This window comes from Massilia agilis, from assembly GCF_024756255.1.
GTDB lineage: Bacteria > Pseudomonadota > Gammaproteobacteria > Burkholderiales > Burkholderiaceae_D > Telluria > Telluria agilis.
On the sequence record NZ_JANUHB010000004.1, the window covers coordinates 76,692 to 100,976 of the forward strand.

The 24,285-nt window shown below is 66.4% G+C and carries 25 protein-coding genes; 16 read left to right on the top strand and 9 right to left on the bottom strand.

What is annotated here, in order from left to right; translation table 11 throughout:
* Nucleotides 1-19 precede the first annotated feature (19 nt).
* The 3 genes from NX774_RS16865 to NX774_RS16875 are packed head-to-tail and all read right to left on the bottom strand — an operon-like array spanning nt 20 to nt 1,807.
* The gene (locus NX774_RS16865) at nt 20-607 is read right to left on the bottom strand and encodes a DUF2946 family protein (protein WP_258823421.1); all 588 of its coding nucleotides are present in this window, start codon (nt 605-607) and stop codon (nt 20-22) included.
* The gene (locus tag NX774_RS16870; protein ID WP_258823422.1) at nt 600-1,592 is read right to left on the bottom strand and encodes a YheT family hydrolase; all 993 of its coding nucleotides are present in this window, start codon (nt 1,590-1,592) and stop codon (nt 600-602) included. The genes NX774_RS16865 and NX774_RS16870 overlap by 8 nt, the downstream gene beginning before the upstream one ends.
* A gap of 20 nt (nt 1,593-1,612) precedes the next feature.
* Nucleotides 1,613-1,807: a zinc-finger domain-containing protein gene (locus NX774_RS16875; RefSeq protein WP_258823423.1), complete on the bottom strand. Its 195-nt coding sequence runs from the start codon at nt 1,805-1,807 to the stop codon at nt 1,613-1,615.
* 170 nt (nt 1,808-1,977) lie between these two features.
* Between NX774_RS16875 and NX774_RS16880 the strand changes: the two genes are divergently transcribed.
* The 12 genes from NX774_RS16880 (at nt 1,978) to NX774_RS16935 (ending at nt 14,923) form a co-directional block, all read left to right on the top strand.
* Entirely contained in the window at nt 1,978-2,727 is a 750-nt protein-coding gene (locus tag NX774_RS16880; protein ID WP_258823424.1) for an AzlC family ABC transporter permease, read from the top strand.
* On the top strand, nt 2,720-3,064 hold the full coding sequence (locus tag NX774_RS16885) for an AzlD domain-containing protein (RefSeq protein ID WP_258823425.1): 345 nt from the start codon (nt 2,720-2,722) through the stop codon (nt 3,062-3,064). The genes NX774_RS16880 and NX774_RS16885 overlap by 8 nt, the downstream gene beginning before the upstream one ends.
* Before the next feature lie 42 nt (nt 3,065-3,106).
* Entirely contained in the window at nt 3,107-4,312 is a 1,206-nt protein-coding gene (locus NX774_RS16890) for a phosphoglycerate kinase (RefSeq protein ID WP_258823426.1), read from the top strand.
* A gap of 56 nt (nt 4,313-4,368) precedes the next feature.
* Entirely contained in the window at nt 4,369-5,817 is a 1,449-nt protein-coding gene (gene pyk / locus NX774_RS16895; RefSeq protein WP_258823427.1) for a pyruvate kinase, read from the top strand.
* A 30-nt stretch (nt 5,818-5,847) separates the two neighbouring features.
* Nucleotides 5,848-6,912 (top strand): class II fructose-bisphosphate aldolase, encoded by a 1,065-nt coding sequence (fba, locus tag NX774_RS16900; protein WP_258823428.1) that lies wholly within the window; start codon nt 5,848-5,850, stop codon nt 6,910-6,912.
* 151 nt (nt 6,913-7,063) lie between these two features.
* Nucleotides 7,064-7,960 (top strand): phosphoribosylaminoimidazolesuccinocarboxamide synthase, encoded by an 897-nt coding sequence (locus NX774_RS16905; RefSeq protein WP_258823429.1) that lies wholly within the window; start codon nt 7,064-7,066, stop codon nt 7,958-7,960.
* 4 nt (nt 7,961-7,964) lie between these two features.
* Nucleotides 7,965-8,465: a 5-(carboxyamino)imidazole ribonucleotide mutase gene (gene purE, locus NX774_RS16910; RefSeq protein ID WP_258823430.1), complete on the top strand. Its 501-nt coding sequence runs from the start codon at nt 7,965-7,967 to the stop codon at nt 8,463-8,465.
* Nucleotides 8,462-9,640: a 5-(carboxyamino)imidazole ribonucleotide synthase gene (locus tag NX774_RS16915; protein ID WP_258823431.1), complete on the top strand. Its 1,179-nt coding sequence runs from the start codon at nt 8,462-8,464 to the stop codon at nt 9,638-9,640. Before purE ends, NX774_RS16915 begins: the two co-directional genes overlap by 4 nt.
* Complete coding sequence (locus NX774_RS16920; protein WP_258823432.1) at nt 9,637-10,659, top strand: L-threonylcarbamoyladenylate synthase; 1,023 nt, start codon at nt 9,637-9,639, stop codon at nt 10,657-10,659. The genes NX774_RS16915 and NX774_RS16920 overlap by 4 nt, the downstream gene beginning before the upstream one ends.
* 358 nt (nt 10,660-11,017) lie before the next feature.
* Nucleotides 11,018-12,517: an alpha/beta hydrolase family protein gene (locus tag NX774_RS16925; protein ID WP_258823433.1), complete on the top strand. Its 1,500-nt coding sequence runs from the start codon at nt 11,018-11,020 to the stop codon at nt 12,515-12,517.
* A gap of 288 nt (nt 12,518-12,805) precedes the next feature.
* Nucleotides 12,806-14,173, top strand: a complete 1,368-nt coding sequence (locus tag NX774_RS16930) for an SGNH/GDSL hydrolase family protein (RefSeq protein WP_258823434.1) — start codon at nt 12,806-12,808, stop codon at nt 14,171-14,173.
* Between the two features lie 66 nt (nt 14,174-14,239).
* Nucleotides 14,240-14,923 (top strand): OmpW/AlkL family protein, encoded by a 684-nt coding sequence (locus NX774_RS16935; RefSeq protein ID WP_258823435.1) that lies wholly within the window; start codon nt 14,240-14,242, stop codon nt 14,921-14,923.
* 167 nt (nt 14,924-15,090) lie between these two features.
* Here NX774_RS16935 and NX774_RS16940 read toward each other — a convergent pair whose 3' ends face one another.
* Together NX774_RS16940 and NX774_RS16945 are read right to left on the bottom strand one after the other, a co-directional pair.
* Nucleotides 15,091-16,275: an acyl-CoA dehydrogenase gene (locus tag NX774_RS16940; protein ID WP_258823436.1), complete on the bottom strand. Its 1,185-nt coding sequence runs from the start codon at nt 16,273-16,275 to the stop codon at nt 15,091-15,093.
* A gap of 154 nt (nt 16,276-16,429) precedes the next feature.
* Nucleotides 16,430-16,939, bottom strand: a complete 510-nt coding sequence (locus tag NX774_RS16945; protein ID WP_258823437.1) for a flavin reductase family protein — start codon at nt 16,937-16,939, stop codon at nt 16,430-16,432.
* Between the two features lie 203 nt (nt 16,940-17,142).
* Between NX774_RS16945 and msrA the strand changes: the two genes are divergently transcribed.
* Nucleotides 17,143-17,700: a peptide-methionine (S)-S-oxide reductase MsrA gene (gene msrA / locus NX774_RS16950; protein WP_258823438.1), complete on the top strand. Its 558-nt coding sequence runs from the start codon at nt 17,143-17,145 to the stop codon at nt 17,698-17,700.
* A 139-nt stretch (nt 17,701-17,839) separates the two neighbouring features.
* On the opposite strand, the gene NX774_RS16955 is transcribed toward msrA, so the two are convergent.
* On the bottom strand, nt 17,840-19,042 hold the full coding sequence (locus NX774_RS16955; protein WP_258823439.1) for a class I SAM-dependent methyltransferase: 1,203 nt from the start codon (nt 19,040-19,042) through the stop codon (nt 17,840-17,842).
* 45 nt (nt 19,043-19,087) lie between these two features.
* Entirely contained in the window at nt 19,088-20,293 is a 1,206-nt protein-coding gene (pdxH, locus tag NX774_RS16960) for a pyridoxamine 5'-phosphate oxidase (protein WP_258823440.1), read from the bottom strand.
* A gap of 87 nt (nt 20,294-20,380) precedes the next feature.
* Between pdxH and tcdA the strand changes: the two genes are divergently transcribed.
* From tcdA to cysK, 3 genes are read left to right on the top strand one after another with little or no spacing between them, the layout of a single operon-like run.
* Nucleotides 20,381-21,247 (top strand): tRNA cyclic N6-threonylcarbamoyladenosine(37) synthase TcdA, encoded by an 867-nt coding sequence (tcdA, locus tag NX774_RS16965; RefSeq protein ID WP_258823441.1) that lies wholly within the window; start codon nt 20,381-20,383, stop codon nt 21,245-21,247.
* Nucleotides 21,248-21,284: 37 nt separating this feature from the next.
* The gene (locus NX774_RS16970; protein ID WP_258823442.1) at nt 21,285-21,776 is read left to right on the top strand and encodes an FKBP-type peptidyl-prolyl cis-trans isomerase; all 492 of its coding nucleotides are present in this window, start codon (nt 21,285-21,287) and stop codon (nt 21,774-21,776) included.
* Nucleotides 21,777-21,803: 27 nt separating this feature from the next.
* Complete coding sequence (gene cysK, locus NX774_RS16975) at nt 21,804-22,736, top strand: cysteine synthase A (RefSeq protein ID WP_258823443.1); 933 nt, start codon at nt 21,804-21,806, stop codon at nt 22,734-22,736.
* Between the two features lie 183 nt (nt 22,737-22,919).
* Here the strand turns inward: cysK and NX774_RS16980 are convergent, their stop codons facing one another.
* Nucleotides 22,920-23,897, bottom strand: coding sequence for a cation diffusion facilitator family transporter (locus tag NX774_RS16980; protein WP_258823444.1), 978 nt, complete (start codon nt 23,895-23,897; stop codon nt 22,920-22,922).
* A complete protein-coding gene (locus NX774_RS16985) occupies nt 23,894-24,211 on the bottom strand; it encodes an ArsR/SmtB family transcription factor (protein ID WP_258823445.1) in 318 nt (105 codons plus the stop codon). Before NX774_RS16985 ends, NX774_RS16980 begins: the two co-directional genes overlap by 4 nt.
* Nucleotides 24,212-24,285 lie beyond the last annotated feature (74 nt).

Consider the following 24,285-nt stretch of genomic DNA (forward strand, 5'->3'; position numbering starts at 1 on the left):
CGTAAAAATGGGGGCGAAATTACGGTTGTGGCTGGGCGACGAAGTGGAACTGCAACGAGAGATCGGCCGCCGGGATGCGCGACACACTGACTTGTTCATCGCGGTAACGCAATACCATCGTGCCAGGCCGATCCTCGAGCCACCCGAGCAGCGCCTCGTCGCTCACAGGTTTGCCGTCCAGTTCCATGTGCGACAGCAACTGCGCAAGGTCGCGGTCGTCCACTTGCGCGACGATCCCGTCGCCTTGCAGGATCAGCCTTCCCTCCAGCGTCATGCAGGCGCGCTCGACCCGCGCAAGAGCCTGTCCCGTGTGCAGCACGAAACCTGCCGCCGGGTCGGTACGGGCGATGAACGGCGTCGCTTCCAGGTTCACGTACACCCGCTGCGGCCCGTTCTGGAAGTACCAGCAGCCACGCTCGTCGCGCAGGTAATTGCGGTTGATGAAGCCAACCAGCGCGGCATTGGTCAGCTTGTCGCCGGGCGCGCCGGCGCGCTGGGCCGCTTCGTCGCGCATGCGCCAGGCGCCGCGCGCGTCCAGTGCCAGCCAGCCGTAGCAGTGCGGCACGTTCGGCCATTTGGCCATCGCTTGTTTGACGATTTCATCCATGTTTGCCTCCGGCGCCGCCGTGTTCGAAAAAGTGCAGGATACGCCGCGGCAGCCAGTCGATGCGCCCGGGCGGCCCGCCCACCGCAAATCCCACGTGGCCACCGGTCTCGGGATACTCGAGCACCACCGAGGGCGCTGCCTTGTCCGGCAAGTGCCGCCCCGGCAGGAACGGGTCGTTGCGCGCGTTGAGCACGAGGGTGGGTACGGTGATGTCGCCCAGCACGTGCCTGGCGCTGGCCCGGTGCCAGTAGTCGTCGGTGTCGCGGTAGCCGTGCAGCGGCGCGGTGACGATGTTGTCGAATTGGTAGAGGTCGCGCGCGGCAAGCAGGGCGTCGCGGTCGAACAGGCCCGGAAAGTGCTCCAGCTTGGCCAGCGCCTTGGGCTTGAGTGACCGCAGGAACATGCGCGTGTAGAGCATGTTCAGCCCCGACGACAGCGATTCGCCGCCGCGCGCCAGGTCCAGCGGCGCCGACACCGCGCAGGCCGCGTCCACGATGCCGGCCTGGTGCTGCGCTTCGCCCAGCCAGCGCAGCAGCGCGTTGCCGCCGAGCGAGACGCCGGCCGCGTAGAACCGGCCGGACGCGCGCGGGCGCAGGCGCCGCACGATCCAGTCGATCTCGGGCGCGTCGCCCGAATGGTAAAAGCGCGGCATCCGGTTCAGTTCGCCGGAGCAGCCGCGGAAATGGGGGACGGCGCCCGACCAGCCGCGCGCGGCCAGCGCCGCCATCAGCGAGCGCGCGTAATGGCTGTCGGATGAGCCTTCCAGCCCGTGGAACAGCACGACCAGCGGCTGGCCCGGGGCGCCGTCGACGCAATCGACGTCGATGAAGTCGCCGTCCGGGGTATCCCAGCGCTCGCGCCGGTAGCTGACCTTCGGCCGGGCCATGCAGGTGGCCGGCAGGATGGTTTGCAGGTGGCCACCCTGCAGCCAGCGGGGCGCGCGGTAGCGCAGCAGGTCGGTGGAATCGGTGCCTGGGTGTCGCATGCGCGCCCCCCGCGGCAGGATCAGTGGTGGGACAGCTCGACGCCCGGGGCCAGCTGGTAGCGGGTGCCGCAGTACGGGCACTTGGCCTGGCCGGCGTGATCGAAGTCGAGGAAGACGCGCGGGTGCGACGACCACAGCGGCATGGCCGGGTTCGGGCAGTAGGCCGGCAGGTCCTGGGCCTGCAATTCCACCACAGGTATCGTCTTCTCAGTCATCTGGTTCTCCGTCAGGCAGTTTACTCAAAACCACGATTCTAACGGATTCATACCCCTTGCCGGAATGGCCGGGTAAAATAGCGGGCTCTCCAGGAGTCCCGTTCGTTCTTTTCCATGCCCGACTGCGTCCATTCCGCCGCCGTGCCAGCTTGCTGTTGCGGGATAGCTACATGAGCCACCACCGTTCGGTCGCCGAAGCGCATGCCCGCTGCGACCAGCACGACCCGCTTGCCTGGCGCAAGGGCTTTCGCGACGGCCTGCCGCTGCTCTTGGGCATTGGCGCCTGGGCCGTGGTGGTTGGCGTGGCCATGGTCAAGACCGGGCTGACGGCCTGGCAGGCCAGTGGTATGACCCTGCTCGTGTACGCCGGTTCCGCGCAGCTTGCCTCGCTGCCACTGATGGCCGCCCACGCGCCGCTGTGGGTGATCTTTGCCACCGCGCTGGTCGTCAACCTGCGCTTCGTCATCTTTTCCGCGCTGCTGGCCCCGCACTTTGCCCACTTGCACTGGCGCCAGCGCTTCCTGCTCAGCTTTATCGCCGGCGACATGACCGTCGCCCTGTACTTACAGCGCTATCCGGACCCGTCCCCGGTGCCCGGCAAGCTGTCCTACCTGAAAGGGCTGCTGTATCCCAACTGGGTCGTCTGGCAGCTGTGCTGCCTGGTCGGCATCCTGCTCGGCAGCGCCGTTCCCGCCAGCTGGGGCCTCGATTTCGCCGGTACGCTGGCGATCCTGTGCATGACGGTGCCGCTGGTGACCAGCAATGCTGCGCTGTGCGGGGTGGCGGTGGCCGGCGCGGTTGCCGTGATCGCGGACCCGCTGCCGTACAAGCTGGGCCTGCTGCTGGCCGTGCTGGGCGGCATGGTGACCGCGATGGTGGTCGAGGAAACCAACGAGAAACGAAAGGCGCGCCGTGGCTGATTGGGAAGTCTGGCTCGTCATCGTGCTGCTGGCCATCTCGACCGCCCTCACGCGCAGCGGGATCGTGCTGCTCGGCCATCGGGTGGCCATCCCCAAGCGGGTGCAGGAGATGCTGCGCTTTGCCCCGGCCTGCGCGCTGGCGGCCATCGTCGTGCCCGACCTGGTGCATGGCGGCAGCGGTGAACTGCACCTGAGCCTGGCCAATCCGCGCCTGGTCGCGGGCGTGTTGTCGTTGGGCTTTTACTTGCTCCGCCGGAACATGCTGCAGACCATCGGCTTCGGCATGCTGGCCTTCACACTGTTGCGCGTCTTCCACGTTTTTGGCGCGGTGGCCTAAGGTAGAATATCAATTTTTCACCATCCCACTGCTGAGCAAGCCATGAACAGCGTTCTCAATTTCACCCGTTTGCAGGATCTGATCGACCAGGGGTCGCTCAAAGGCAAGCGCGTGTTCATCCGTGCCGACCTGAACGTCCCGCAAGACGACGCCGGCAACATTACCGAAGACACCCGTATCCGCGCCTCCGTGCCGGCGATCCGCGACGCGCTCAAAGCCGGCGCCGCCGTCATGGTCACCTCGCACCTGGGCCGCCCGACCGAGGGCGAGTTCAAGCCGGAAGACAGCCTGGCCCCGGTCGCCAAGCGCCTGTCCGAGCTGCTCGGCCAGCCGGTCGAACTGAAGCAGAACTGGGTCGATGGCGTCGACGTCGCGCCGGGCCAGGTTGTGCTGCTGGAAAACTGCCGCGTGAATAAGGGCGAGAAGAAGAACGCGGACGAGCTGGCCCAGAAAATGGCCAAGCTGTGCGACGTGTACGTCAACGACGCCTTCGGCACCGCGCACCGCGCCGAGGCCACCACCCACGGCATCGCCAAGTTTGCGCCCGTGGTGTGCGCCGGCCCGCTGCTGGCCGCCGAGCTGGACGCGCTGGGCAAGGCGCTGCACAGCCCGCAGCGTCCGCTGTTGGCCATCGTGGCCGGCTCCAAGGTCTCGACCAAGCTGTCGATCCTGGAAAGCCTGGCCTCGAAAGTGGACAACCTGATCGTCGGCGGCGGCATTGCCAACACCTTCATGAAGGCCGTCGGCCTGCCGATCGGCAAGTCGCTGGCCGAAGCCGACCTGGTCGGCGAAGCCAAGGCCATCATCGACATGATGGCCGCGCGCGGCGCCCAGGTGCCGATCCCGGTGGACGTGGTGTGCGCCAAGGAGTTTTCGCCGACCGCCGCCGCCACCGTCAAGGACGTGAAGGACGTGCAGGACGACGACATGATCCTCGACATCGGCCCCAAGACCGCCGCCATGCTCGCCGAGCAGGTGGCCAAGGCCGGCACCATCGTCTGGAACGGCCCGGTGGGCGTGTTCGAATTCGACCAGTTCGCCGAAGGCACCAAGACGCTGGCCCACGCGATCGCCGATTCGAAGGCGTTCTCGATCGCCGGCGGCGGCGACACGCTGGCCGCGATTGCCAAGTACAAGATTGCCGACCAGATCGGCTACATTTCGACCGGCGGCGGCGCCTTCCTCGAGTTCCTCGAAGGGAAGACGCTGCCGGCGGTGGAGATCCTGCTGCAGCGCAGCGCCAAGTAAGCAGACCCAGCGCAGTTCCGGACGGCTGCGCTTTTTCTTTTCTGAAGGATCCCTTTATGCAACGTGGCACCAAGATCGTCGCAACCATCGGCCCCGCTTCCTCTGATTTCGATGTCCTCGTCCGGATGATTCGAGCGGGCGTGGACGTGGTGCGCCTGAACTTTTCACACGGGCGTGCCCAGGACCATATCGACCGTGCCAACCTGGTGCGGCGCGCGGCCGCCGAATGCGGGCGCGAAGTGGCGATCATGGCCGACATGCAGGGTCCGAAAATCCGCATCGGCAAGTTCGAGAACAACAAGATCGAACTTGCCAACGGCGACAAATTCATCCTCGACGCCCGGTACGGCGACAACGGCGAGCTGGGCAACCAGGAGCGCGTGGGCCTGGACTACAAGGCGCTGCCGCGCGACGTGCGCCCCGGCGACACGCTGCTGCTCAACGACGGCCTGATCGTGCTGATCGTCGACAAAATCGCCGGCCACGAGATCCACACCACGGTCAAGGTCGGCGGCGAGCTGTCCAACAACAAGGGCATCAACCGCCTGGGCGGCGGCCTGACCGCGCCCGCGCTGACCGCCAAGGACATGGAAGACATCAAGACCGCGATGCGCTTCCAGGCCGACTACCTGGCCATCTCGTTCCCCAAGAGCGCCACCGACATGGAAATGGCGCGCCAGCTGGCCAACATCGCTGGCGAGCCCTACCACCACAAGCCGCTGATGATCGCCAAGATCGAGCGCGCCGAAGCCATTCCCGTGCTGCAGGAAATCCTCGACGCCTCCGACGGCATCATGGTCGCGCGCGGCGACCTGGCGGTGGAAGTGGGCAACGCCGCGGTGCCGGCGCTGCAAAAGCGCATGATCCAGATGGCGCGCGACTCGAACAAGCTGGCCATCACCGCGACCCAGATGATGGAGTCGATGATCGTGAACGCCGTACCGACCCGCGCCGAGGTGTCGGACGTGGCCAACGCCGTGCTGGACGGTACCGACGCCGTGATGACCTCGGCCGAAACCGCCGCCGGCAAGTACCCGGTCGAGACCGTCGAAATGATGTCGGCCATCTGCCTGGAAGCCGAGCGCTCCGAGTACAACAAGCTCGAAGCGGACTTCCTGAACGTGCAGTTCACCCGCATCGACCAGTCGATTGCCTACGCAACCTTGTTCACGGCCCACCACCTGAACGTGAAGGCGATCGTCGCCCTGACCGAGTCCGGCTCCACCGCGCTGTGGATGAGCCGGCACCGCGTCAACACCCCGATTTTCGCGCTGACCCCGTCCCAGACGACGCAGCGCAAGGCATCGTTGTATCGTAACGTGCAAGCTTTCCACCTGCAGCAGGAGGGCGGCAGCCACGCCGTGCTGGCCAAGGCCGAAGAGCTCCTGATGAGCGTGGGCGTGGTCAAAAAGGGCGACATGATCGTCGTGACCTGGGGCTCGCCGATGGGCCAGGCGGGCAGCACCAACGCCCTGAAGATCGTGCGGGTAGGCGAATACGAATAACAGGTTTTTTATTATTTTTGGAGTTCAACCATGGCACTCGTATCAATGCGTCAGCTGCTGGACCACGCCGCCGAAAACGGCTATGGCCTTCCGGCATTCAACGTCAACAATCTTGAGCAGGTGCAGGCCATCATGGCCGCTGCCGACGCCGTCGGCGCGCCGGTGATCATGCAAGCCTCGGCCGGCGCCCGCAAGTACGCCGGCGAAGCCTTCCTGCGCCACCTGATCGAGGCGGCGGTGGAAGCCTACCCGCACATCCCGGTCGTCATGCACCAGGACCACGGCCAGTCGCCGGCCGTCTGCATGGCCGCGATCCGCTCGGGCTTCACCTCGGTCATGATGGACGGCTCGCTGCAGGCCGACGGCAAGAGCGTGGCCAGCTACGAATACAACGTGGGCGTGTCCAAGGAAGTGGTCAAGTTCTCGCACGCGATCGGCGTGACCGTCGAGGCCGAACTGGGCGTGCTCGGCTCGCTCGAGACCATGAAGGGCGACAAGGAAGACGGCCACGGCGCCGAGGGCACCATGACCCGCGAGCAGCTGCTCACCGACGTCAACCAGGCCGCCGACTTCGTTGCGCAGACCCAGTGCGACGCGCTGGCGATTGCCATCGGCACCTCGCACGGCGCCTACAAGTTCACCCGCAAGCCGACCGGCGACATCCTGGCGATCGACCGCATCAAGGAAATCCACGCGCGCATCCCCAACACCCACCTGGTGATGCACGGCTCGTCGTCGGTGCCGCAAGACCTGTTGGCCATCATCCGCGAATTCGGCGGCGACATGAAGGAAACCTATGGCGTGCCGGTCGAAGAGATCCAGGAAGGCATCCGCCACGGTGTTCGCAAGATCAATATCGACACCGACATCCGCCTGGCGATGACCGCTGCGATCCGCCAGTATATGGCGCAGAATCCGTCCAAGTTCGACCCGCGCGACTACCTCAAGCCGGCGCGCGAAGCGGCCATGAAGATCTGCAAGGAGCGCTACATCGCCTTCGGCTGCGAAGGCCAGGCTGCCAAGATCAAGCCGATGCCGCTCGAGAAGATCGCTGAGCGCTACAAGGCCGGTGAGCTGGCCCAGATCGTGAAGTGAAGTAAAATGACGTTTTTCGGGCGCCCGAAAAACGTCGTTCCCGCGCAGGCGGGAACCCAGGTTTGATTCCCGCGCTGGCGCTGGCCGGCCGGGAGGCCGATTCGACCGGCGGGCGTTCCCCGCCGGTTTTGCGTTTTTTCGATACCCTTCTATGAACAGCCTCTACCAATCCACTATCCAGTCCCTGCCGCTGCTGGGCCGCGGCAAGGTGCGCGACAACTATGCAGTGGGCGACGACAAGATCCTGATCGTCACCACCGACCGCCTGTCGGCCTTCGACGTCGTGATGAACGAGCCGATCCCCGGCAAGGGCATGGTGCTCAACCAGATGACCAACTTCTGGTTCGACAAGCTCGGCCACATCGTGCCGAACCACCTGACCGGCATCGAGCCGGAAAGCGTGGTGCGCCCGGACGAAGTGGAGCAGGTCAAGGGCCGCGCGGTCGTGGCCAAGCGCCTCAAGCCGATCCTGGTCGAGGCGGTGGTGCGCGGCTACATCATCGGCTCGGGCTGGAAGGACTACCAGGCCAGCGGCGCCATCTGCGGCATCACCCTGCCGCAAGGCCTGCGCCAGGCCGACAAGCTGCCCGAACCGCTGTTCACCCCGGCCGCCAAGGCCGACCTGGGCGAGCACGATGAGAACATCAGCTTTGAAGAGATGGAAAAGCGCATCGGCGCCGAACTGGCGCGCAAGATCCGCGACATCAGCATCCAGCTGTACAAGACCGCGGCCGACTACGCCGCCACCCGCGGCATCATCATCGCCGACACCAAGTTCGAGTTCGGCCTGGACGAGAACAATGTGCTGCACCTGATGGACGAAGTGCTGACCGCCGACTCGTCGCGCTTCTGGCCGGCCGACTCGTACGCGCCGGGCATGAGCCCGCCGTCGTTCGACAAGCAGTTCGTGCGCGACTACCTCGAGACGCTGAAGGACTGGAACAAGACCGCGCCCGCGCCGGCACTGCCGCAGGACGTGATCGAAAAGACCCAGGCCAAGTACTTCGAGGCGATCGAGCGCCTGACCGGCGAAAAGCTGAAGGCCTGACGCGATGGCCGAGCAAGCAAAGCCGCTGGTCGGCGTGATCATGGGCTCGTCCTCGGACTGGGACGTGATGCAGCATGCGGTCGCCATCCTCAAGCAGTTCGGCGTGCCGCACGAGGCGCAGGTGATCTCCGCGCACCGCATGCCGGACGAAATGTTCGCGTATGCCGAACAGGCGCGCGCGCGCGGCCTGCGCGCCATCATCGCCGGCGCCGGCGGTGCGGCCCACCTGCCGGGCATGGTGGCCGCCAAGACCATCGTGCCGGTGCTGGGCGTGCCGGTGCCGTCCAAGTACCTGCGCGGCGAAGACTCGCTGCTGTCGATCGTCCAGATGCCCAAGGGCGTGCCGGTGTCCACCTTCGCCATCGGCGAGGCGGGCGCGGCCAACGCGGCCCTGACCGCGGTGGCGATCATCGCCGCGAACGACGACGCGCTTGCAGCCAGGCTGCTGGCGTTCCGCGGCGAGCAGACTGCGGCCGCCAAGGCCATGACCCTCCCGACCGTATGAGCGACAAGCAGCAGACTCCCTTCCTCCCGCCGGCCTGGCTCGGCGTGATGGGTGGCGGCCAGCTGGGCCGCATGTTCGCCCACGCCGCGCAGGCGATGGGCTACCGCGTCGCCGTGCTCGAACCGTCGCGCGACTGCCCGGCCGGGCACGCAGCCAACCGCGTGGTCGAGGCGGCCTACCAGGATGCGAAAGGCCTGGACGAACTGGCTGCGCAGTGCGTGGCCGTGACCACCGAATTCGAGAACGTGCCGGCCGAAAGCCTGTCGCGCCTGGCGCAGCAAGTGTTCGTGGCGCCGGGCGCGTCGTGCGTGTCGGTGGCGCAGGATCGCATCCTCGAAAAGCGCTTCTTCGTCGAGTGCGCGCCGCATTCGGGCGTGATGCCGGCGCCGCACAAGGCGATCGGCTCGCATGCGGATGTCGACGCCATCCCCGACGAGCTCCTGCCCGGCATCCTGAAAACCGTGCGCATGGGCTACGACGGCAAGGGCCAGGTGCGTGTGAAAACGCGCGAGGACGTGCGCGCAGCATTCGACGCGATGGGCGGCGTGACCTGCCTGCTCGAGAAGATGCTGCCGCTGGCGTACGAAGTTTCCGTGCTCACCGCACGCGGCGCCGATGGCGCATCGGTGGTCTACCCGATCGCCGAGAACGTGCACCGCGACGGCATCCTGTTCACCACCACCGTGCCGGGCCCGAACGTGTCCGCCGCATGCGCGAAGAAGGCGCAGGACGCGGCAACGGCAATGATCGCGCAGCTGGGCTACGTGGGTGTGCTGTGCATCGAGTTCTTCGTGCTGCAGGACGGCTCGCTGGTGGTCAACGAGATGGCCCCGCGCCCGCACAACAGCGGTCACTACACCATCGACGCCTGCGTCACCAGCCAGTTTGCGCAGCAGGTACGCGCAATGGCGCGGCTGCCGCTGGGCGATTGTCGCCAGCATTCGCCGGCGGTGATGCTCAACATCCTCGGCGACATCTGGTATGACGGCGCTGCCCTCCGCGAGCCGGCATGGGACAAAGTGCTGGCGCTGCCCGGCGCCTGCCTGCACCTGTACGGCAAGGAAGAACCGCGCCGCGGCCGCAAGATGGGCCACGTCACCTTCGTCGCGCCCACGCTGGGCGAAGCGCAAGACCAGCTGCGCGAGGCTTGCGCCATCCTGGGCATCGCACCGTGAACGGGCAAGGCATCGACCAGGGCGCGGTGCAGGACGCCGCGCGCCTGCTGGAACAGGGCAGGCTGGTCGCGCTCCCCACCGAGACCGTGTACGGCCTGGGCGCGGACGCCGAGAACCCGGCGGCCGTGGCCAGCATCTACGCGGCCAAGGGGCGTCCGCAGGACCATCCGGTCATCGTGCACCTGGCGCCCGAGGGCAAACTCGAGCACTGGGCATGCGACATTCCCGACGAAGCGCGCGCACTGGCACGGGCATTCTGGCCCGGGCCGCTTACCATGATCCTGAAGCGCGCACCTGGCATTCCCGATGCCGTCAGCGGCGGCCAGGACACGATCGGCCTGCGCTGCCCCTCGCATCCGGTGGCGGTGGCACTGCTGCGCGCCTTCAAGGGCGGGCAGGGCGGCGTCGCGGCGCCGTCGGCCAACAAGTTCGGCCACGTGAGCCCGACCCTGGCCCAGCACGTGCGCGACGAGTTCGCGGGCGACGCCAGCGTCGCACTTGTGCTCGATGGTGGCGCGTCGCAGGTGGGCATCGAATCGACCATTGTGGACCTGTCGCGTTTGGCGACGCACGGCCCGGTGCTGCTGCGGCCCGGCCACGTAGGTGCGGACGCGATCGAGCGCGTGATCGGCCAGCGCCCGGCCGCACCCGACGCCGCCGCGCCGCGCGCCTCGGGCACACTCGAATCGCACTACGCGCCGAGCACGCCGGTGGTGCTGCAGGAGCGCGCCGCGCTGCCCGACGTTCTCGCACGCCTTGCGGCGGCCGGCCGCAAGGCTGCGCTGATCCACTTCTCCGACCTGTCCGCAGCCCACGCCGCTGTGCGCCTGCCGGCCAACCCGCAAGGCTACGCACACGACCTGTACGCGGCGCTGCGCGCGATGGATGGCGTGGGCGCTGACCTGATCCTGGTCGAAGCGCCGCCGCGGGACGACGCCTGGCTGGGCGTGAACGACCGCCTGCGCCGCGCCGCGCACGGCTCGGCGGGCACTTTGCAGGCGCTGCTCGAAAAACCGTGATGCGCTAGCCTTAAGCGAAGGCGCCCGGTTCGTTCATCCCCTACCTGTTCCAACGTCGTTCCCGCGCAGGCGGGAACCCATGCTGAGTTCGAGATGCTCCGGCCGCTGCGCAATCCGCGGCAGGGCAAGCGGTCCATGGGTCCCCGCCTGCGCGGGGACGACGTGGTGGTACATCCGTGGCCCACGCGCAACATCCCTCCCGCCAGCCTCATCCGCAGTGGTACGATCCTGAACGAACCCGGCAGTAGTCCCTGCCGCCACCGAACAATCCCTTCGTCTCATCCCCGCGCCTTGCACCTGCCAGGCAGCCCCGGCGCGTCCGCGCGCCTGCAGACAAGACCCAGCACCAGGATCGACCATGCGTTACCCGCTCGCCTTCGCCCTTCCACTCCTGCTCGCGGCATGCGGCGGCGGGACCACGGTCGGCGGCACCCCGTCCGGCGTCGCCAACCCCACCCCGGTGGCCGCCCCGGCGCGCGGCAGCCTGCTCGCAAGCGCCACCGCGGTGCCGGTGGCGCTGTCGGCCAGCGTGCGCGTGGCCACGGTCCAGCCGGCGGAAATGGCCGCATTCCTCGAGGCCGCCCAAAGCGGCACCACCGCCATCTCGGGCCCGCCGCAGTGTGCGGTGTCGATCTACCGCGTGCACTACAACACCATCGGCGGCGCCGGCGAGGCAACCGACGCCAGCGCGGCCGTGATGGTGCCGTCCGGGACAGGCAGCTCGTGCAGCAATTCGCGACCGGTGCTGCTGTACGCGCACGGCACCTCGCTGCAAAAGTCGTACGACATGGCCGATATCGCCAACAACACCGAGTCCCGGCTGGCCGCTGCCATCTTTGCCGCGCAAGGCTTCATCGTGGTTGCGCCCAACTATGCCGGCTATGGCGGCTCCTCGCTCGGCTACCATCCGTACCTGGACCGCGACCAGCAATCGGCCGACATGATCGACGCCTTGCGCGCCGCGCGCGCCGCGTTCCCGGCGATCGGCGCGCGCGACTCGGGCAAGCTGATGGTGACCGGCTATTCGCAGGGCGGCTACGTGGCGCTGGCCACCCAGCGCGCGATGCAGGGCGGCGGCGAGTTCGCGGTCACGGCGGCGGCCGGCATGTCCGGCCCCTACGCACTGGCCCGGTTCGGCGACCAGCTGTTTGGCGGCGCCCCGCGCGACGGCGCGACGGTGGTGGTGCCGCTGCTTATCAATGCAGGCCAGCATGCCGGCGCCGGGCTGTACCGCAATCCGGCCGAGATCTATGAGGCGCAGTACGCCGGCGGGATCGTGGACCTGGTGCCGGGCACGCTCGGATCGAGCGAACTGGTCAGCCAGGGCAAGCTGCCGGCCACCGCCCTGTTTGCGTCCGACTCGATGCCGCAGGCCAGCGGTTACGGCCAGTACTTCGGCGCGGGCAACCTGGTCAGGAGCGACTACCGCGCCGGCTACCTGGCCGACATGGCCGCCCACCCGTGCAGCCAGGACGCGCGTGCGCCGCTGTCGTGCGCGCCGGCGCAGGCGCTGCGCTCCTGGCTGGTGCGCAACGACTTGCGTAGCTATGCGCCCAATGTCCCGCTGCTGCTGTGCGGCGGCGACGGCGACCCCACCGTCCCGTATTTCAATACCAGCGACAGCGCCGCCTACTTCCGCGCGCGCGGCGCCGCCGTGACCGAGCTGAACATCGATTCGTCGATGGACGGCCTGAACGACTTCTTCCGCCTGCCCAAGCTCGGCTTTGCCACCGCCAAGGCGGCGCTGCGCGCAGCCAGCGGCGGCGACGCGGTGGCGTCCAGCTACCATGCCGGGCTGGTCGCGCCGTTCTGCATGGCGGCCACGCGCGACTGGTTCCAGTCGGTGCTGGCGCGCTAGGTGCCGCGCTGGCGTCCCAAAGTTCCCGTGCGCGGGACGTCAACCCGCGGCGCATGAACATTCCTTGAGCCCGGCTATTGCGCGTACAAATTCGTTTAGCGTGCTCGGCCGGCGTTGCTATAATCGCCACCGCTCCGGCAGCCCATCCGTATTGACGGTCTTGTTGCTGGGAACTAACGTTTTTGCAATGCTTTCGCTATACAAGCGAACGGAACACTGGCATATTAGTTACGACACGAATAGCACGGGCGTTCGTTTCAACAAGAACATTTAAATTTAGGAGACACAATGCGTCACACCAATCTCGCGCTCGCGCTGTTGACCGCGGCCGTCCTCGCTGCGTGCGGCGGCAATGGCAGCAAACCCGGCGACCAAACGCTCAAGACCAAGTACAGCGCCCAGGTGTCCTTCGGCGACAGCCTGTCGGACGTTGGCAGCTATGCCGTTGGCGGCGTGCTGGCGCTGGGCGGCGGCAAATGGACGATCAACGGCGACAACACCACCAAAGAGCCGACCCTGACCGGCAAGAACTGGACCGAACTGGTCGGTGCCCAGCTCGGCGTGAGCGGTGTCTGCGCGGCCCAGACCGGCCTGCAGGGCGACGCCACCAAGGGCTTCTCGGTGGCCGTCACCGACCACCCGAACTGCTTTAACTACGCCCAGGGCGGCGCACGCGTGACCAACCCGGTCGGCGCCGGCAACAAGCTGACCGGTTCGCCGCTGGGTGCGCTGACCGTGCCGGTGGTGCAGCAAGTGGCCAACCACCTGGCCAAGAGCGGCGGCAAATTCAGCGGCACCGAAGTGGTGACCGTGATGGCTGGCGGTAACGACATCCTGGTGCTGATGGGCCAGCTGTCGGCTGCCGCCACCGCCGCCGGCACCAAGGCCGGCCAGACCACCTTTGCCACCTCGCTGACCATGCAACTGGCAGCCGGCGCGACCAACCCGCAAACGGCTGCCCAGGCGATTGGCCTGGCGATCCAGACCGAATCGGCCAACCCGAGCCACACCGACACCAGCGTCGTGACCGCCGCCGTGACCGCTGCCGCACAGCAGCCGGGCAACCAGGCTGTCGCCTCGCCGACCGTGTACGGCCCGATGGTGACCAAGGCCCAGGCCGACGCCGCCGCTGCGGGCGCCAAGGCCGGCGCCGACTACTTTGCCGCCAACGCCCCGGGCATCGTGACCGCGATGGGTACCGCCGGCGCCGAGCTGGCAGCCCTGGTCAAGACCCAGATCATCGGCAAGGGCGCCAACTACGTGGTGGTCAACAACCTGCCGGACGTGGCCAGCACCCCGTCGGGCACCGCCCAGAGCGCCGACGTGCGCGCCCTGATCGGCAAGGCCGTGGATGCCTTCAACGCCCAGCTCAAGGCCGGCGTGGCAGGCGACGCCAAGGTGCTGTACGTGGACCTGTGGGCGATCAGCCATGACCAGGTCACCAACCCGGGTCCGTACGGCCTGACCAACACCAAGGACAAGGCCTGCGGCAACAACGCGCTGGGCGGCAGCTCGATCGTCTGCAACGGCAGCAACCTGGCCGCCGGCGACGTCAGCCACTACATGTTCGCCGACGATGTCCACCCGACCCCGTACGAGAACTCGCTGATCGCGCGCTACGTGCTCGAGCAGATGGTCGTCAAGGGCTGGCTGTAATCATCACGACGGGTCCGTCGCCCTCGCTGGCGGCGGGCCGTTCCACCATAAGAATCAGGAGATAAAATGAAAGTACGTGTGAATAACGTCGTGAAGATGCTGGTGCTGGCCGGTGTGTTCGGCGTCGCATCGAGCGCCTCGGCGCAGTCGGCGGGCCAGTGGGCCGTGTCGGCCGGCGTCAACAAGATCACCCCCCATGTCGAGAGTGGCTACATCTCGGCGCCGGCACTGCCGCAATCGCAAGGCGACGTCAGCGGCGACACCCAGCCGGTGCTGGTGTTTGCTTACGGCATGACCGACAACATCTCGCTCGAAGGCGCGCTCGGCACTCCGTACAAGCACAAGATCTACGGCGCGGGCGCGATCGCCGGCACCGGCCAGCTGGGCACGGTCGAGGCGCTGCCGCCGACCCTGTTCGTTCAGTACCGCTTCTTCGAGCCGAGCTCGATGGTCCGCCCGTACATCGGTTTCGGCCCCACCTACGCGCGTTTCCAGAAAGCGACCGGCTCGGGCCAGATGACCGCGCTGACCAACCCGGGCGCCGGCGTCCCGACGACCTTCAAGATCGACAACAAGCTCACGTATTCGGGCCAGGTTGGCGTGGCGGTGAACTTCAGCGAGCGCTGGTTCGCCAGCGCGGCCTACATCAAGACCAAGCTGTCGACCGACGTGCACTTCTCGAGCGGCCAGAACCAGCACATGAGGCTCGACCCGAGCTCGGTGATGGTGTCGGTGGGCTACAAGTTCTAAGCCTTCCCGCTGCAACAAAAAACCCCGCTCCGGCGGGGTTTTTTATTGTTGGCGCCTGCCCGTCGTCCCCGCGCAGGCGGGGACCCATAGACCGCGTGACAGGACACTCAGCATGGGTCCCCGCCGGCCTGCCGGCGAGGCCGGGGACGACGGGTTGGTGCTAACTCTTAAAACGCGGCGATGCCGGTCTGCGCGCGCCCCAAAATCAGGCCGTGGATGTCATGCGTGCCCTCGTAGGTGTTGACCACCTCGAGGTTGACCATGTGCCGGATCACGCCGAACTCGTCCGAGATACCGTTACCGCCCAGCATGTCGCGGGCCACGCGGGCGATATCGAGCGACTTGCCGCACGAGTTGCGCTTCATCATCGACGTGATCTCGACCGCGGCCGTGCCTTCGTCCTTCATGCGGCCCAGGCGCAGGCAGCCCTGCAGGCCGAGCGTGATTTCGGTTTGCATGTCGGCCAGTTTCTTCTGGACCAGCTGGTTGGCCGCGAGTGGCTTGCCGAACTGCTTGCGGTCCATCGTGTACTGGCGCGCCATGTGCCAGCAGAATTCCGCCGCGCCCAGCGCACCCCAGGCGATGCCGTAGCGCGCCGAGTTCAGGCAGGTGAACGGGCCCTTCAGGCCGCGTACTTCCGGGAAGGCGTTCTCTTCCGGCACGAACACGTTGTCCATCACGATTTCGCCGGTGACCGAGGCGCGCAGGCCGACCTTGCCGTGGATCGCCGGCGCCGACAGGCCCCTCATGCCTTTTTCGAGCACGAAGCCGCGGATCGCGCCTTCGTCGTCCTTGGCCCAGACCACGAACACGTCCGCGACCGGCGAGTTGGTGATCCACATCTTGTTGCCGGTAAGCGAATAGCCGCCATCGACCTTGCGCGCGCGCGTGACCATCGAGCCCGGGTCCGAGCCGTGGTTCGGTTCGGTCAGGCCGAAGCAGCCGATCCACTCGCCGGTGGCCAGCTTGGGCAGGTATTTCTGGCGCTGCGCCTCGGTGCCGAATTCGTAGATCGGGACCATCACCAGCGACGACTGCACGCTCATCATCGAGCGGTAGCCCGAGTCCACGCGCTCGACCTCGCGCGCGATCAGGCCATAGCAGACGTAATTCAGGCCGGGGCCGCCGTACTGCTCGGGAATCGTCGGGCCCAACAGGCCCAGTTCGCCCATCTCGCGGAAGATCGACGTATCCATGCGCTCGTGGCGGAAGGCTTCGAGGATGCGTGGCTGCAGCTTGTCCTGCGAGTAAGCGGCGGACGCATCGCGCACCATGCGCTCGTCGTCGGTCAGCTGTTCGTTCAGCAGCAGGGGGTCGTCCCAGTGGAACTGGGCTTTGCTGGAAGGCTTCATGGGTGGTCCTGTCTCGGTAGGTTCTTGTCGTCGCGCGGCCACGGTGGACGGGCCGCGAATCGTTCAATTATAGAAACACGGGCCGGTCGCATCTTTCCAATCTGCGACAGCCATTTTCATTTTTGCTTGAGCGACAAGGATAGGCGGACTGGCCCTAGCGTTCTTGCGTGCTGCCAAACTGCCCGCGATGAAACAGCAGGGCCGGCTGCGGGTGGGCCGAGCACTCTTCGACCTCGCCCACGAAGATCACGTGGTCGCCCTCGGGATAGCGGCTGCGGTTGTGGCACTCGAACCAGGCCGCGGTGCCCTTCAGGATCGGCTGGCCGGTACGCGACAGCTCGAATTCGACCCCGGCGAAGGGATTGTCGGTACGGCGCGAGAAGCGGTCCGCCAGGTGTTGCTGGCCGGCCGAGAGCACATTGATCACGTAGTGCGAATTGCCGCTGAAGATGGGCAGGCTGTTGGCGGCATTTCCCAGGCTCCACAGCACCAGCGGCGGGTCGAGCGACACCGAATTGAACGAACTGGCGGTCAGGCCGCGGTAGCTGCCATCGGCCAGGCGCGTGGTGATGACCGTGACGCCGGTGGCGAACTGCGACAGCGCGCGGCGAAACTGTACCGAGTCGAAACCGCGCGTTTCGGCGCGGGGAAAGCGTGTGTTCATTGGGGCCCTGGATTGTTGCTGCCATTATGCCATTGCCGGGCGGAGGGCGCTGTCGGTCCCGCAGAATTGAGGATGCACAAGGCAGGTACTTTGCGTTACAGTTAAAGGCATGGGAATATTTACTGCCGAGATTGCCGGCGAAACAGTTCGCTGGCCGCGAGTGGTTCGGGCAGGTATTTGTTGTGGGGTCGAAGATGGATGCTGTGGCTAACCAAAACGAAGGCGCGCGCACGGAAGTGGCGATCCTGGGCGGCGGATGTTTCTGGTGCCTGGAAGCCGTGTACCAGCAGGCGCGCGGGGTCACCCGCGTCGAATCGGGCTACATGGGCGGCGACACCCCGCACCCCACCTACGAGCAGGTGTGCGGCGGCGCCACCGGGCACGCGGAAGTGGTCCGGCTCGAGTTCGACCCGGCGCTGATCAGCTACCGCGACATCCTCGAGATCTTCTTCACGATCCACGACCCGACCACGCTCAACCGGCAGGGTAACGACGTGGGCACGCAGTACCGGTCGGTGATCTTCACCACCAGTGGCGAACAGGAAGCGGTGGCGCGCAAGGTGATGGCCGAGATGGCCGGCGTGTGGGACGCGCCGATCGTCACCCACATCGAGCCGGCCAAAACCTGGTACAAGGCCGAGTCCTACCACCAGGATTACTTCAACCAGCACCCGCTGCAGGGTTATTGCGCGTTCGTGGTGGCGCCCAAGGTGGCCAAGTTCAGGAAGGTATTTGCGAACCGCCTGAAAGAGCCGGCGTAACGTGGTCGCCTGATCAGCGTAGGGTGGGCGGATTTCCGCCCACGCGTTCAAACAGCGTTGGAACGACACTCGGCATCAGGGGGGCCGGCGGATGCTGGACGCGTGGGCAGGAGGACCTGCCCACCCTACGGACAACCGGTCATTGGTACATATAGCGCCGCGACCACGGCATCATGGCCGGATCCTGCCCCGCCTTGCCGCACACGATCTGGTACAGGCTGATCCAGTCATGCGAGAACGCATACGCGCAGCCGGCCAGGTACACGCGCCAGATGCGGTAGTGCTTCTGGTCGGTGAGCGCGCGGATGCGCTCGCTGTTGTTCTCGAAATTCTCGGACCAGGTGGCGCAGGTGCGCGCGTAGTGCCGGCGCAGGTTTTCGACGTCGCGCACTTCCAGCCCGCCTTGCTGCATGGTCTGGATGACGGTGGACAGGTGCGCCAGCTCGCCGTGCGGGAACACGTACTTGTCGATGAACTCGCCGCCGCCATACGGCGTCGAGCGGGAGTCGATGTCGGTGGTGGTGATGCCATGGTTCATCACCACGCCATTGGGCGCGAGCAGCTGGTTGATCCTGCCGAAGTACGCCGGCAGGTTGTCTATGCCCACGTGCTCGAACATGCCCACGCTGGTGATGCGGTCGAACTGGCCCTCGACATCGCGGTAGTCCTGCAGCCGGATCTCGACCTGGCTGGACAAACCCAGCCGCTCGACCCGCTCGCGCGCGAGCGCCGCCTGGTTCTCGGACAGGGTCACGCCAATGCAGCGCGCACCGCGCTGCGCGGCCCGGATCGCCAGCGCGCCCCAGCCGCAGCCGATGTCCAGCAGCGTGTGCCCCTGCTGCAGCCCGATCTTGTTGAGGATGTGGTCGATCTTGCGCACCTGGGCCGTGGCCAGGTCTTCCTCGCCGGTTTCGAAGTAGGCGCAGGAATAGACCATGTTGGGGTCGAGGAAGGCCTGGTAGAACTCGTTGGAGACGTCGTAGTGGTAGCGGATCGCCTCGGCGTCTTTTTCCTTGGTGTGGTTGGACACCAGGTGCATGGCCCGCGCCAGCCGCCCCGGCACCTTGGCCGAGGACGCCGCCAGTTCGTTGCCGATGTTGATGATGTCCATGACGCGCCCGACCACGTCGATGGCGCCCTCGACGTAGGCGCGGCCCAGGTTGTACAGCGACGGCACCATCAGGTAGCGCAGCGCCGACGGGCCGGACACCTTGAGCGTGACGCGCGGCGGATCGGACGAGAGGTCGAACGTTTGCCCATTCCACAGTTCGATCCGTAGCGGCAGGTTGGCTTTGCTGCGAACGCCTGTGCTCCAGGCGGAAAGCTTCATCTCGGTGAACACGCATGACCTCCGGCTGTCGACAGCAGGCCGGCCTGCGTGGCCAGCCTACGGTTGTAAACGTTGCCGCGTCCAGCGCCCGTCTTGTTGCCGCGTGTACACAATGCGGTCGTGGAAACGGGACCGGCGCCCCTGCCAGAATTCAATGCGTTCCGGCACGAGACGGAAACCACCCCAATGGATTGGCCTCGGCGGCTCTTCGCCATACTGCCTTGCTACCGCTTCGTAGTTCTGTTCTAGCGCAGCCCTGCTTGCAATCGGCGCGCTCTGGTGCGACGCAATGGCCGACAAGCGGCTTTGCAGCGGGCGGCTGTGGAAATACTGGTCGCTTTCCTCTGCCGCCACGCGTTCCACCCGGCCTTCGATTCGCACCTGGCGTTCAAGTTCGCTCCAGAAGAATAACAAAGCGGCAAACGGATGGGCGCTCAATTGCTGGCCTTTTTGACTTTCGTAGTTGGTGAACCACGTAAAGCCGCGCTCGTCGAACTGTTTGATGAGCACGATGCGCGAGCTCGGGCGCCCGTCCGGCCCCACGGTGGACAGGCTCATTGCGTTCGGCTCGTTGACCTCGGCCTTGAGCGCTTCCTCGAACCAGTGGGTGAACTGCGCGATCGGGTCTTCGGCCACGTCGTCCTCGGACAAGCTTGCTTGGCCGTAATCCTTGCGCAGGTCGGCCACGCGCGAACCGAGCGCCTGCGCCGGCGCCGGCTGGGCGGCTGCCGCCGTGATGCCGCGCCGCGCCTGCATCGACTGGCCCATGCGCTCCATTTGCTCGGGGCTGAACAGGCGCAGCGCCATCGGCGCCATCGTGCTTTCCTCGCGTTCCATGTGGGCGGTGTAGCGTTGGGCAAAGCGCTGCACGGTGTCCGCCGCCAGCACCGCCGCGCTGCCCTCGGCAATGGCCACCAGCTGCGGGCGCAGGGCCAGCCACAGCGCGTCCATGTCCTGGTGGTCCTGCAGGATCACCGGCACCAGCGCCTGCAGCGTGGCTGCGTCCTCGCCTTGCGCGGTGGCGCGCAGCATCGGGATCAGGTCCTGCTCCTCGTCCTCGTGGTGCAGGTGCGCGGCCTTGTCGAAATAGTTCAGCACCGCCTGCGCCGCCTGTTGCGCCTGCTGGTCGGCGCCGTGCTGCGGCAGGTGGGCCAGCAGCTTGTCCAGCGTGGCCAGTTGCTTGCGGATGCGGCCATGGCAATGCTTGAGCACGGCCACCGGCTGGTCGAAGCCGGGAGCGGCTTCGGGGAGAAGGTTCTTCATTTTCGGATTATTAATAGGTGGAAATATTCGATTGACTAGGAGCTATTTTAGAGCAGTCTGTACGGCAAGGTCCGCTAGAATTCAGGGATGAATACAATCAACACCCAACCCTTCGCGGTGTCGCTGGACGAGGAAGTCGACTTCGCGCGCCGTTTTGGCGGCATTGCCCGATTGTACGGCGAGCGTGCGCTGGAAGCTTTTCGCGCGGCGCACGTTTGTGTGATCGGCGTGGGCGGCGTCGGTTCCTGGGTGGTCGAGGCGCTGGCCAGGAGCGCCATCGGGCAACTCACCCTGATCGACCTGGACAACGTGGCCGAATCGAACATCAACCGCCAGATCCAGGCGCTGTCCTCGACCGTGGGCCTGCCCAAGATCGAGGCGCTCAAGCGTCGCATTGCCGAGATCAACCCGTTCTGCGAGGTCAACCTGGTCGAGGACTTCATCGACCCGGACAACCTGGACACCATGATCGGCGTGGATCGCTACGACTACGTGATCGACGCCATCGACAGCGTCAAGCCGAAGGCCGCGCTGATCGCCTACTGCAGCGAGCACGGCATTCCGCTGGTGACGGTGGGCGGCGCCGGCGGCCAGCTCGACCCGACCAAGGTCGAAATCCGCGACCTGGCCCGTACCGAGCAGGAGCCGCTGCTCAAGAAAGTGCGCAAGATCCTGCGCGCGCGCTACGGCTTTGCCAAGGGCGAAAAGAACAAGTACCACATCGACGCCGTGTTCTCGATGGAGCCGCTGCGCTATCCCGACAGTGGCGACGCCTGCGAGGTGGACGCCAACAGCGTGACCGGCCTCAATTGCGCCGGCTTCGGTTCCAGTATGGTGGTCACCGCAACCTTCGGCATGGTCGCGGCCGGGCATGTGCTGCGCAAGCTGGCCGATGCGGCGGGTGCGGCGGCCGCAGTGGCAACTGTGCAACAGCAGGCGGCCTTGCTATCATAAGATTTCGGTTTGAAATCTTTTCAATGAAAGAGCCAACATGAAACGTCGTTCCGTTTTCCTCGCCCTGCTGCTGGCAGCGGCCACCGCGACCGCCCAAGAGGGCAGCCAGGCAGCATCCGCCGCCGCCGTGCCGCAGGCCAGCCAGCCTGCCGCGGCCCCGGCCCAGCCGCAGGGGCCCAAGGTGGAAATCATCGACCATGTGGTCGGCAAGGGCAAGGAAGCGGTCATCGGCAGCAAGGTGACGGTGAACTACACCGGCTGGCTGTTCAAGCCGCTGGCGCGCAACCAGCACGGCAAGAAATTCGACTCCTCGCTCGACCCGGGCCGCTCGCCGCTCGATTTCAACCTTGGCGCCGGCCAGGTCATCAAGGGCTGGGAGCAGGGCGTGGCCGGCATGAAGGTGGGCGGCAAGCGCACCCTGATCATTCCCAGCGAGCTAGCGTACGGCAAGCGCGGCGCCGGTGGCGGCGTGATCCCGCCCGATGCCGACCTGATCTTCGACGTCGAGCTGCTCGACGTGAAGCAATAACCATCACATCAACGACAAGGGGCCGGCATGAGAATCGCAAACGACGTCACTGAACTCATCGGCAATACGCCGCTCGTACGCATCCGGCGCCTGGCGCAGGACGGCGTGGCCGACGTGCTGGCAAAGCTGGAGTTCTACAACCCGGCGCACAGCGTCAAGGACCGCATCGGCCTGGCGATGATCGAGGCGGCGGAACAAGCCGGCAAGATCGGCCCCGACACCATCATCGTCGAGCCCACCAGCGGCAACACCGGCATTGCGCTGGCGATGGTGTGCGCTTCGCGCGGCTACCGCTGCAAGCTGGTGATGCCCGAAACCATGAGCAACGAGCGGCGCATGCTGCTGCGTGCCTACGGCGCCGAGCTGGTGCTCACGCCGGGCTCGGAAGGCATGCTGGGCGCCATCAAGCGTGCCGAAGAAATCGTGGCCGAGGACCCGCGCTGCTTCATGCCGCAGCAGTTCAACAACCCGGCCAACCCCGACGTGCACCGCCGCACCACCGCCGAGGAAATCTGGCGCGATACCGATGGCAAGGTCGACATCTTGGTAGCGGGCGTGGGCACCGGCGGCACCATCACCGGCGTGGCCGAAGTGCTCAAGGCGAGAAAGCCCGGCTTCAAGGCCATTGCGGTCGAGCCGGAAGCGTCGCCGATGCTGTCCAAGGGCACCAAGGGCCCGCACCCGATCCAGGGTATCGGCGCCGGTTTCGTGCCGGCGGTGCTCAACACCGGGGCTTACGACGAAGTCATCACGGTCAAGAACGACGACGCCTTCGAGACCGCGCGCGCCGCGGCGCGTGAGGAAGGGCTGCTGGTCGGCATCTCGTCCGGTGCGGCATTGTGGGCAGCGATCCAGGTCGCGCGCCGGCCCGAGAACGCGGGCAAGGTGATCGTGACGATCATCCCGTCCTTCGGCGAGCGCTACCTCAGCACGCCGCTGTACGCCAACCTGGCGGGCTAATTCCGTCGTCCCCGCGCAGGCGGGGACCCATAGAACATCGGCGCTGTCGCAAAGCCTGAACGAACGACCTCCGTTCACCCGTCGTTCCCGGCACTGCCGGAAACGACTCCCGGCGCGGATGACCCGCCGGGACGACCTGCTTACGTTGTCGCTGTCACCAAGCGCCGCGGCAAATCGCTCGCCTCAATGCCCCGCCCCATGCAACGCACACCCGTGATCGGTCGTCCCTTCCTCCACCTGCAGCGTGGTGTGGTCGATCCCGAAATCATGCCTTAGCAGCTCCACGATCTCGTCGATCGCCGCGTCGCCCGGATACCCGCCCGGCATCACCACGTGCGCCGTCAGCGCCGCCTCGGTGGTGCTCATCGCCCAGATGTGCAGGTCGTGCACCTCCAGCACGCCGGGACGCTGCTCCAGGAAGCGCTGCACCTTGTCCGCGTCGATGTTGGCCGGTACCGCCGCCAGCACCAGCTGGGTGGACTCGCGCAGCAGGGCCCACGTGCCGACCACGATCACGAGCACGATGACCAGGCTGGCCGCCGGGTCTAGCCAGGTCCAGCCGGTCCACATGACCACCAGCCCCGACACCACCACGGCCAGCGAGATCGCCGCGTCCGCCGCCATGTGCAGGTAAGCGCCGCGCACATTCAGGTCGTCCTTGCGGCCGGCCATGAACAGCCAGGCCGAAAAGCCGTTCACCAGCACGCCGATGCCCGCGACCACCGACACGGTGAGCCCGGCCACGGCGGGCGGGTGCGCAAAGCGCAGCACTGCCTCCCACGCGATCGCGCCGCAGGCGACCATCAGCAGCAGCGCATTGGCCAGCGCCGCCAGGATCGACGAGCTGCGCAGGCCGTAGGTGTAGCGCCCGTCCGGCTTGGACTTGGCCAGCAGCGCCGCGCCCCAGGCCAGCAGCAGGCCCAGCACGTCGGACAGGTTGTGGCCGGCGTCGGCCATCAGCGCGGTCGAGTTGGCGATGAAGCCATAGACGAATTCGATGACCACGAACAATGCGTTGAGCGCCACCGAAATGGCGAACGCGCGCATGTTGTCGCCCGGCGCCGGATGATGGTGATGATGGCCGTGGCCATGCCCGTGCCCATGATGATGCCCGTGATCGTGGTCGTGGTCGTGGTCGTGATGATGGTGGTGTTGACTCATGCTTCGTGCAATGCGGCCGGTTCGGCGATGTGGTCGGCCATGTCGGCCAAAAGGCCGCTGATGTGGGCATCGGCGGCGGCGTAAAAGACTTGCTTGCCCTGGCGTTCGGCCTTGACGATGCGCGCCGCCCGCAGCAGGCGCAGGTGGTGGCTGACCAGGGAGCTGGAAAGGTCGAGATCGGCCGCGATGTCGCCGACCGAGATCGGCCGCGCCAGGCAGGCGATGACGATGCGCAGGCGCGTCTTGTCGCCCAGCAGGTGGAACAGGTCGGCGAGCTGGTCTACCCAGTCGGCGGGGTCGGTGTGGGTAGTCATGCTCAACGTTTGAATATACGTTCACATGTTATGCGAAAAGAGGGTGGCCCACAAGCGCGAATTGTTACGCCGGG

What these genes read in the sequence shown, in the direction of transcription:
- NX774_RS16865 (WP_258823421.1), bottom strand. Translation starts at nt 607, where the DNA reads ATGGATGAAATCGTCAAACAAGCGATGGCCAAATGGCCGAACGTGCCG.
- NX774_RS16870 (WP_258823422.1), bottom strand. Translation starts at nt 1,592, where the DNA reads ATGCGACACCCAGGCACCGATTCCACCGACCTGCTGCGCTACCGCGCG.
- NX774_RS16875 (WP_258823423.1), bottom strand. Translation starts at nt 1,807, where the DNA reads ATGACTGAGAAGACGATACCTGTGGTGGAATTGCAGGCCCAGGACCTG.
- NX774_RS16880 (WP_258823424.1), top strand. Translation starts at nt 1,978, where the DNA reads ATGAGCCACCACCGTTCGGTCGCCGAAGCGCATGCCCGCTGCGACCAG.
- NX774_RS16890 (WP_258823426.1), top strand. Translation starts at nt 3,107, where the DNA reads ATGAACAGCGTTCTCAATTTCACCCGTTTGCAGGATCTGATCGACCAG.
- pyk (WP_258823427.1), top strand. Translation starts at nt 4,369, where the DNA reads ATGCAACGTGGCACCAAGATCGTCGCAACCATCGGCCCCGCTTCCTCT.
- fba (WP_258823428.1), top strand. Translation starts at nt 5,848, where the DNA reads ATGGCACTCGTATCAATGCGTCAGCTGCTGGACCACGCCGCCGAAAAC.
- NX774_RS16905 (WP_258823429.1), top strand. Translation starts at nt 7,064, where the DNA reads ATGAACAGCCTCTACCAATCCACTATCCAGTCCCTGCCGCTGCTGGGC.
- purE (WP_258823430.1), top strand. Translation starts at nt 7,965, where the DNA reads ATGGCCGAGCAAGCAAAGCCGCTGGTCGGCGTGATCATGGGCTCGTCC.
- NX774_RS16915 (WP_258823431.1), top strand. Translation starts at nt 8,462, where the DNA reads ATGAGCGACAAGCAGCAGACTCCCTTCCTCCCGCCGGCCTGGCTCGGC.
- NX774_RS16925 (WP_258823433.1), top strand. Translation starts at nt 11,018, where the DNA reads ATGCGTTACCCGCTCGCCTTCGCCCTTCCACTCCTGCTCGCGGCATGC.
- NX774_RS16930 (WP_258823434.1), top strand. Translation starts at nt 12,806, where the DNA reads ATGCGTCACACCAATCTCGCGCTCGCGCTGTTGACCGCGGCCGTCCTC.
- NX774_RS16935 (WP_258823435.1), top strand. Translation starts at nt 14,240, where the DNA reads ATGAAAGTACGTGTGAATAACGTCGTGAAGATGCTGGTGCTGGCCGGT.
- NX774_RS16940 (WP_258823436.1), bottom strand. Translation starts at nt 16,275, where the DNA reads ATGAAGCCTTCCAGCAAAGCCCAGTTCCACTGGGACGACCCCCTGCTG.
- NX774_RS16945 (WP_258823437.1), bottom strand. Translation starts at nt 16,939, where the DNA reads ATGAACACACGCTTTCCCCGCGCCGAAACGCGCGGTTTCGACTCGGTA.
- pdxH (WP_258823440.1), bottom strand. Translation starts at nt 20,293, where the DNA reads ATGAAGAACCTTCTCCCCGAAGCCGCTCCCGGCTTCGACCAGCCGGTG.
- tcdA (WP_258823441.1), top strand. Translation starts at nt 20,381, where the DNA reads ATGAATACAATCAACACCCAACCCTTCGCGGTGTCGCTGGACGAGGAA.
- NX774_RS16970 (WP_258823442.1), top strand. Translation starts at nt 21,285, where the DNA reads ATGAAACGTCGTTCCGTTTTCCTCGCCCTGCTGCTGGCAGCGGCCACC.
- cysK (WP_258823443.1), top strand. Translation starts at nt 21,804, where the DNA reads ATGAGAATCGCAAACGACGTCACTGAACTCATCGGCAATACGCCGCTC.
- NX774_RS16980 (WP_258823444.1), bottom strand. Translation starts at nt 23,897, where the DNA reads ATGAGTCAACACCACCATCATCACGACCACGACCACGACCACGATCAC.
- NX774_RS16985 (WP_258823445.1), bottom strand. Translation starts at nt 24,211, where the DNA reads ATGACTACCCACACCGACCCCGCCGACTGGGTAGACCAGCTCGCCGAC.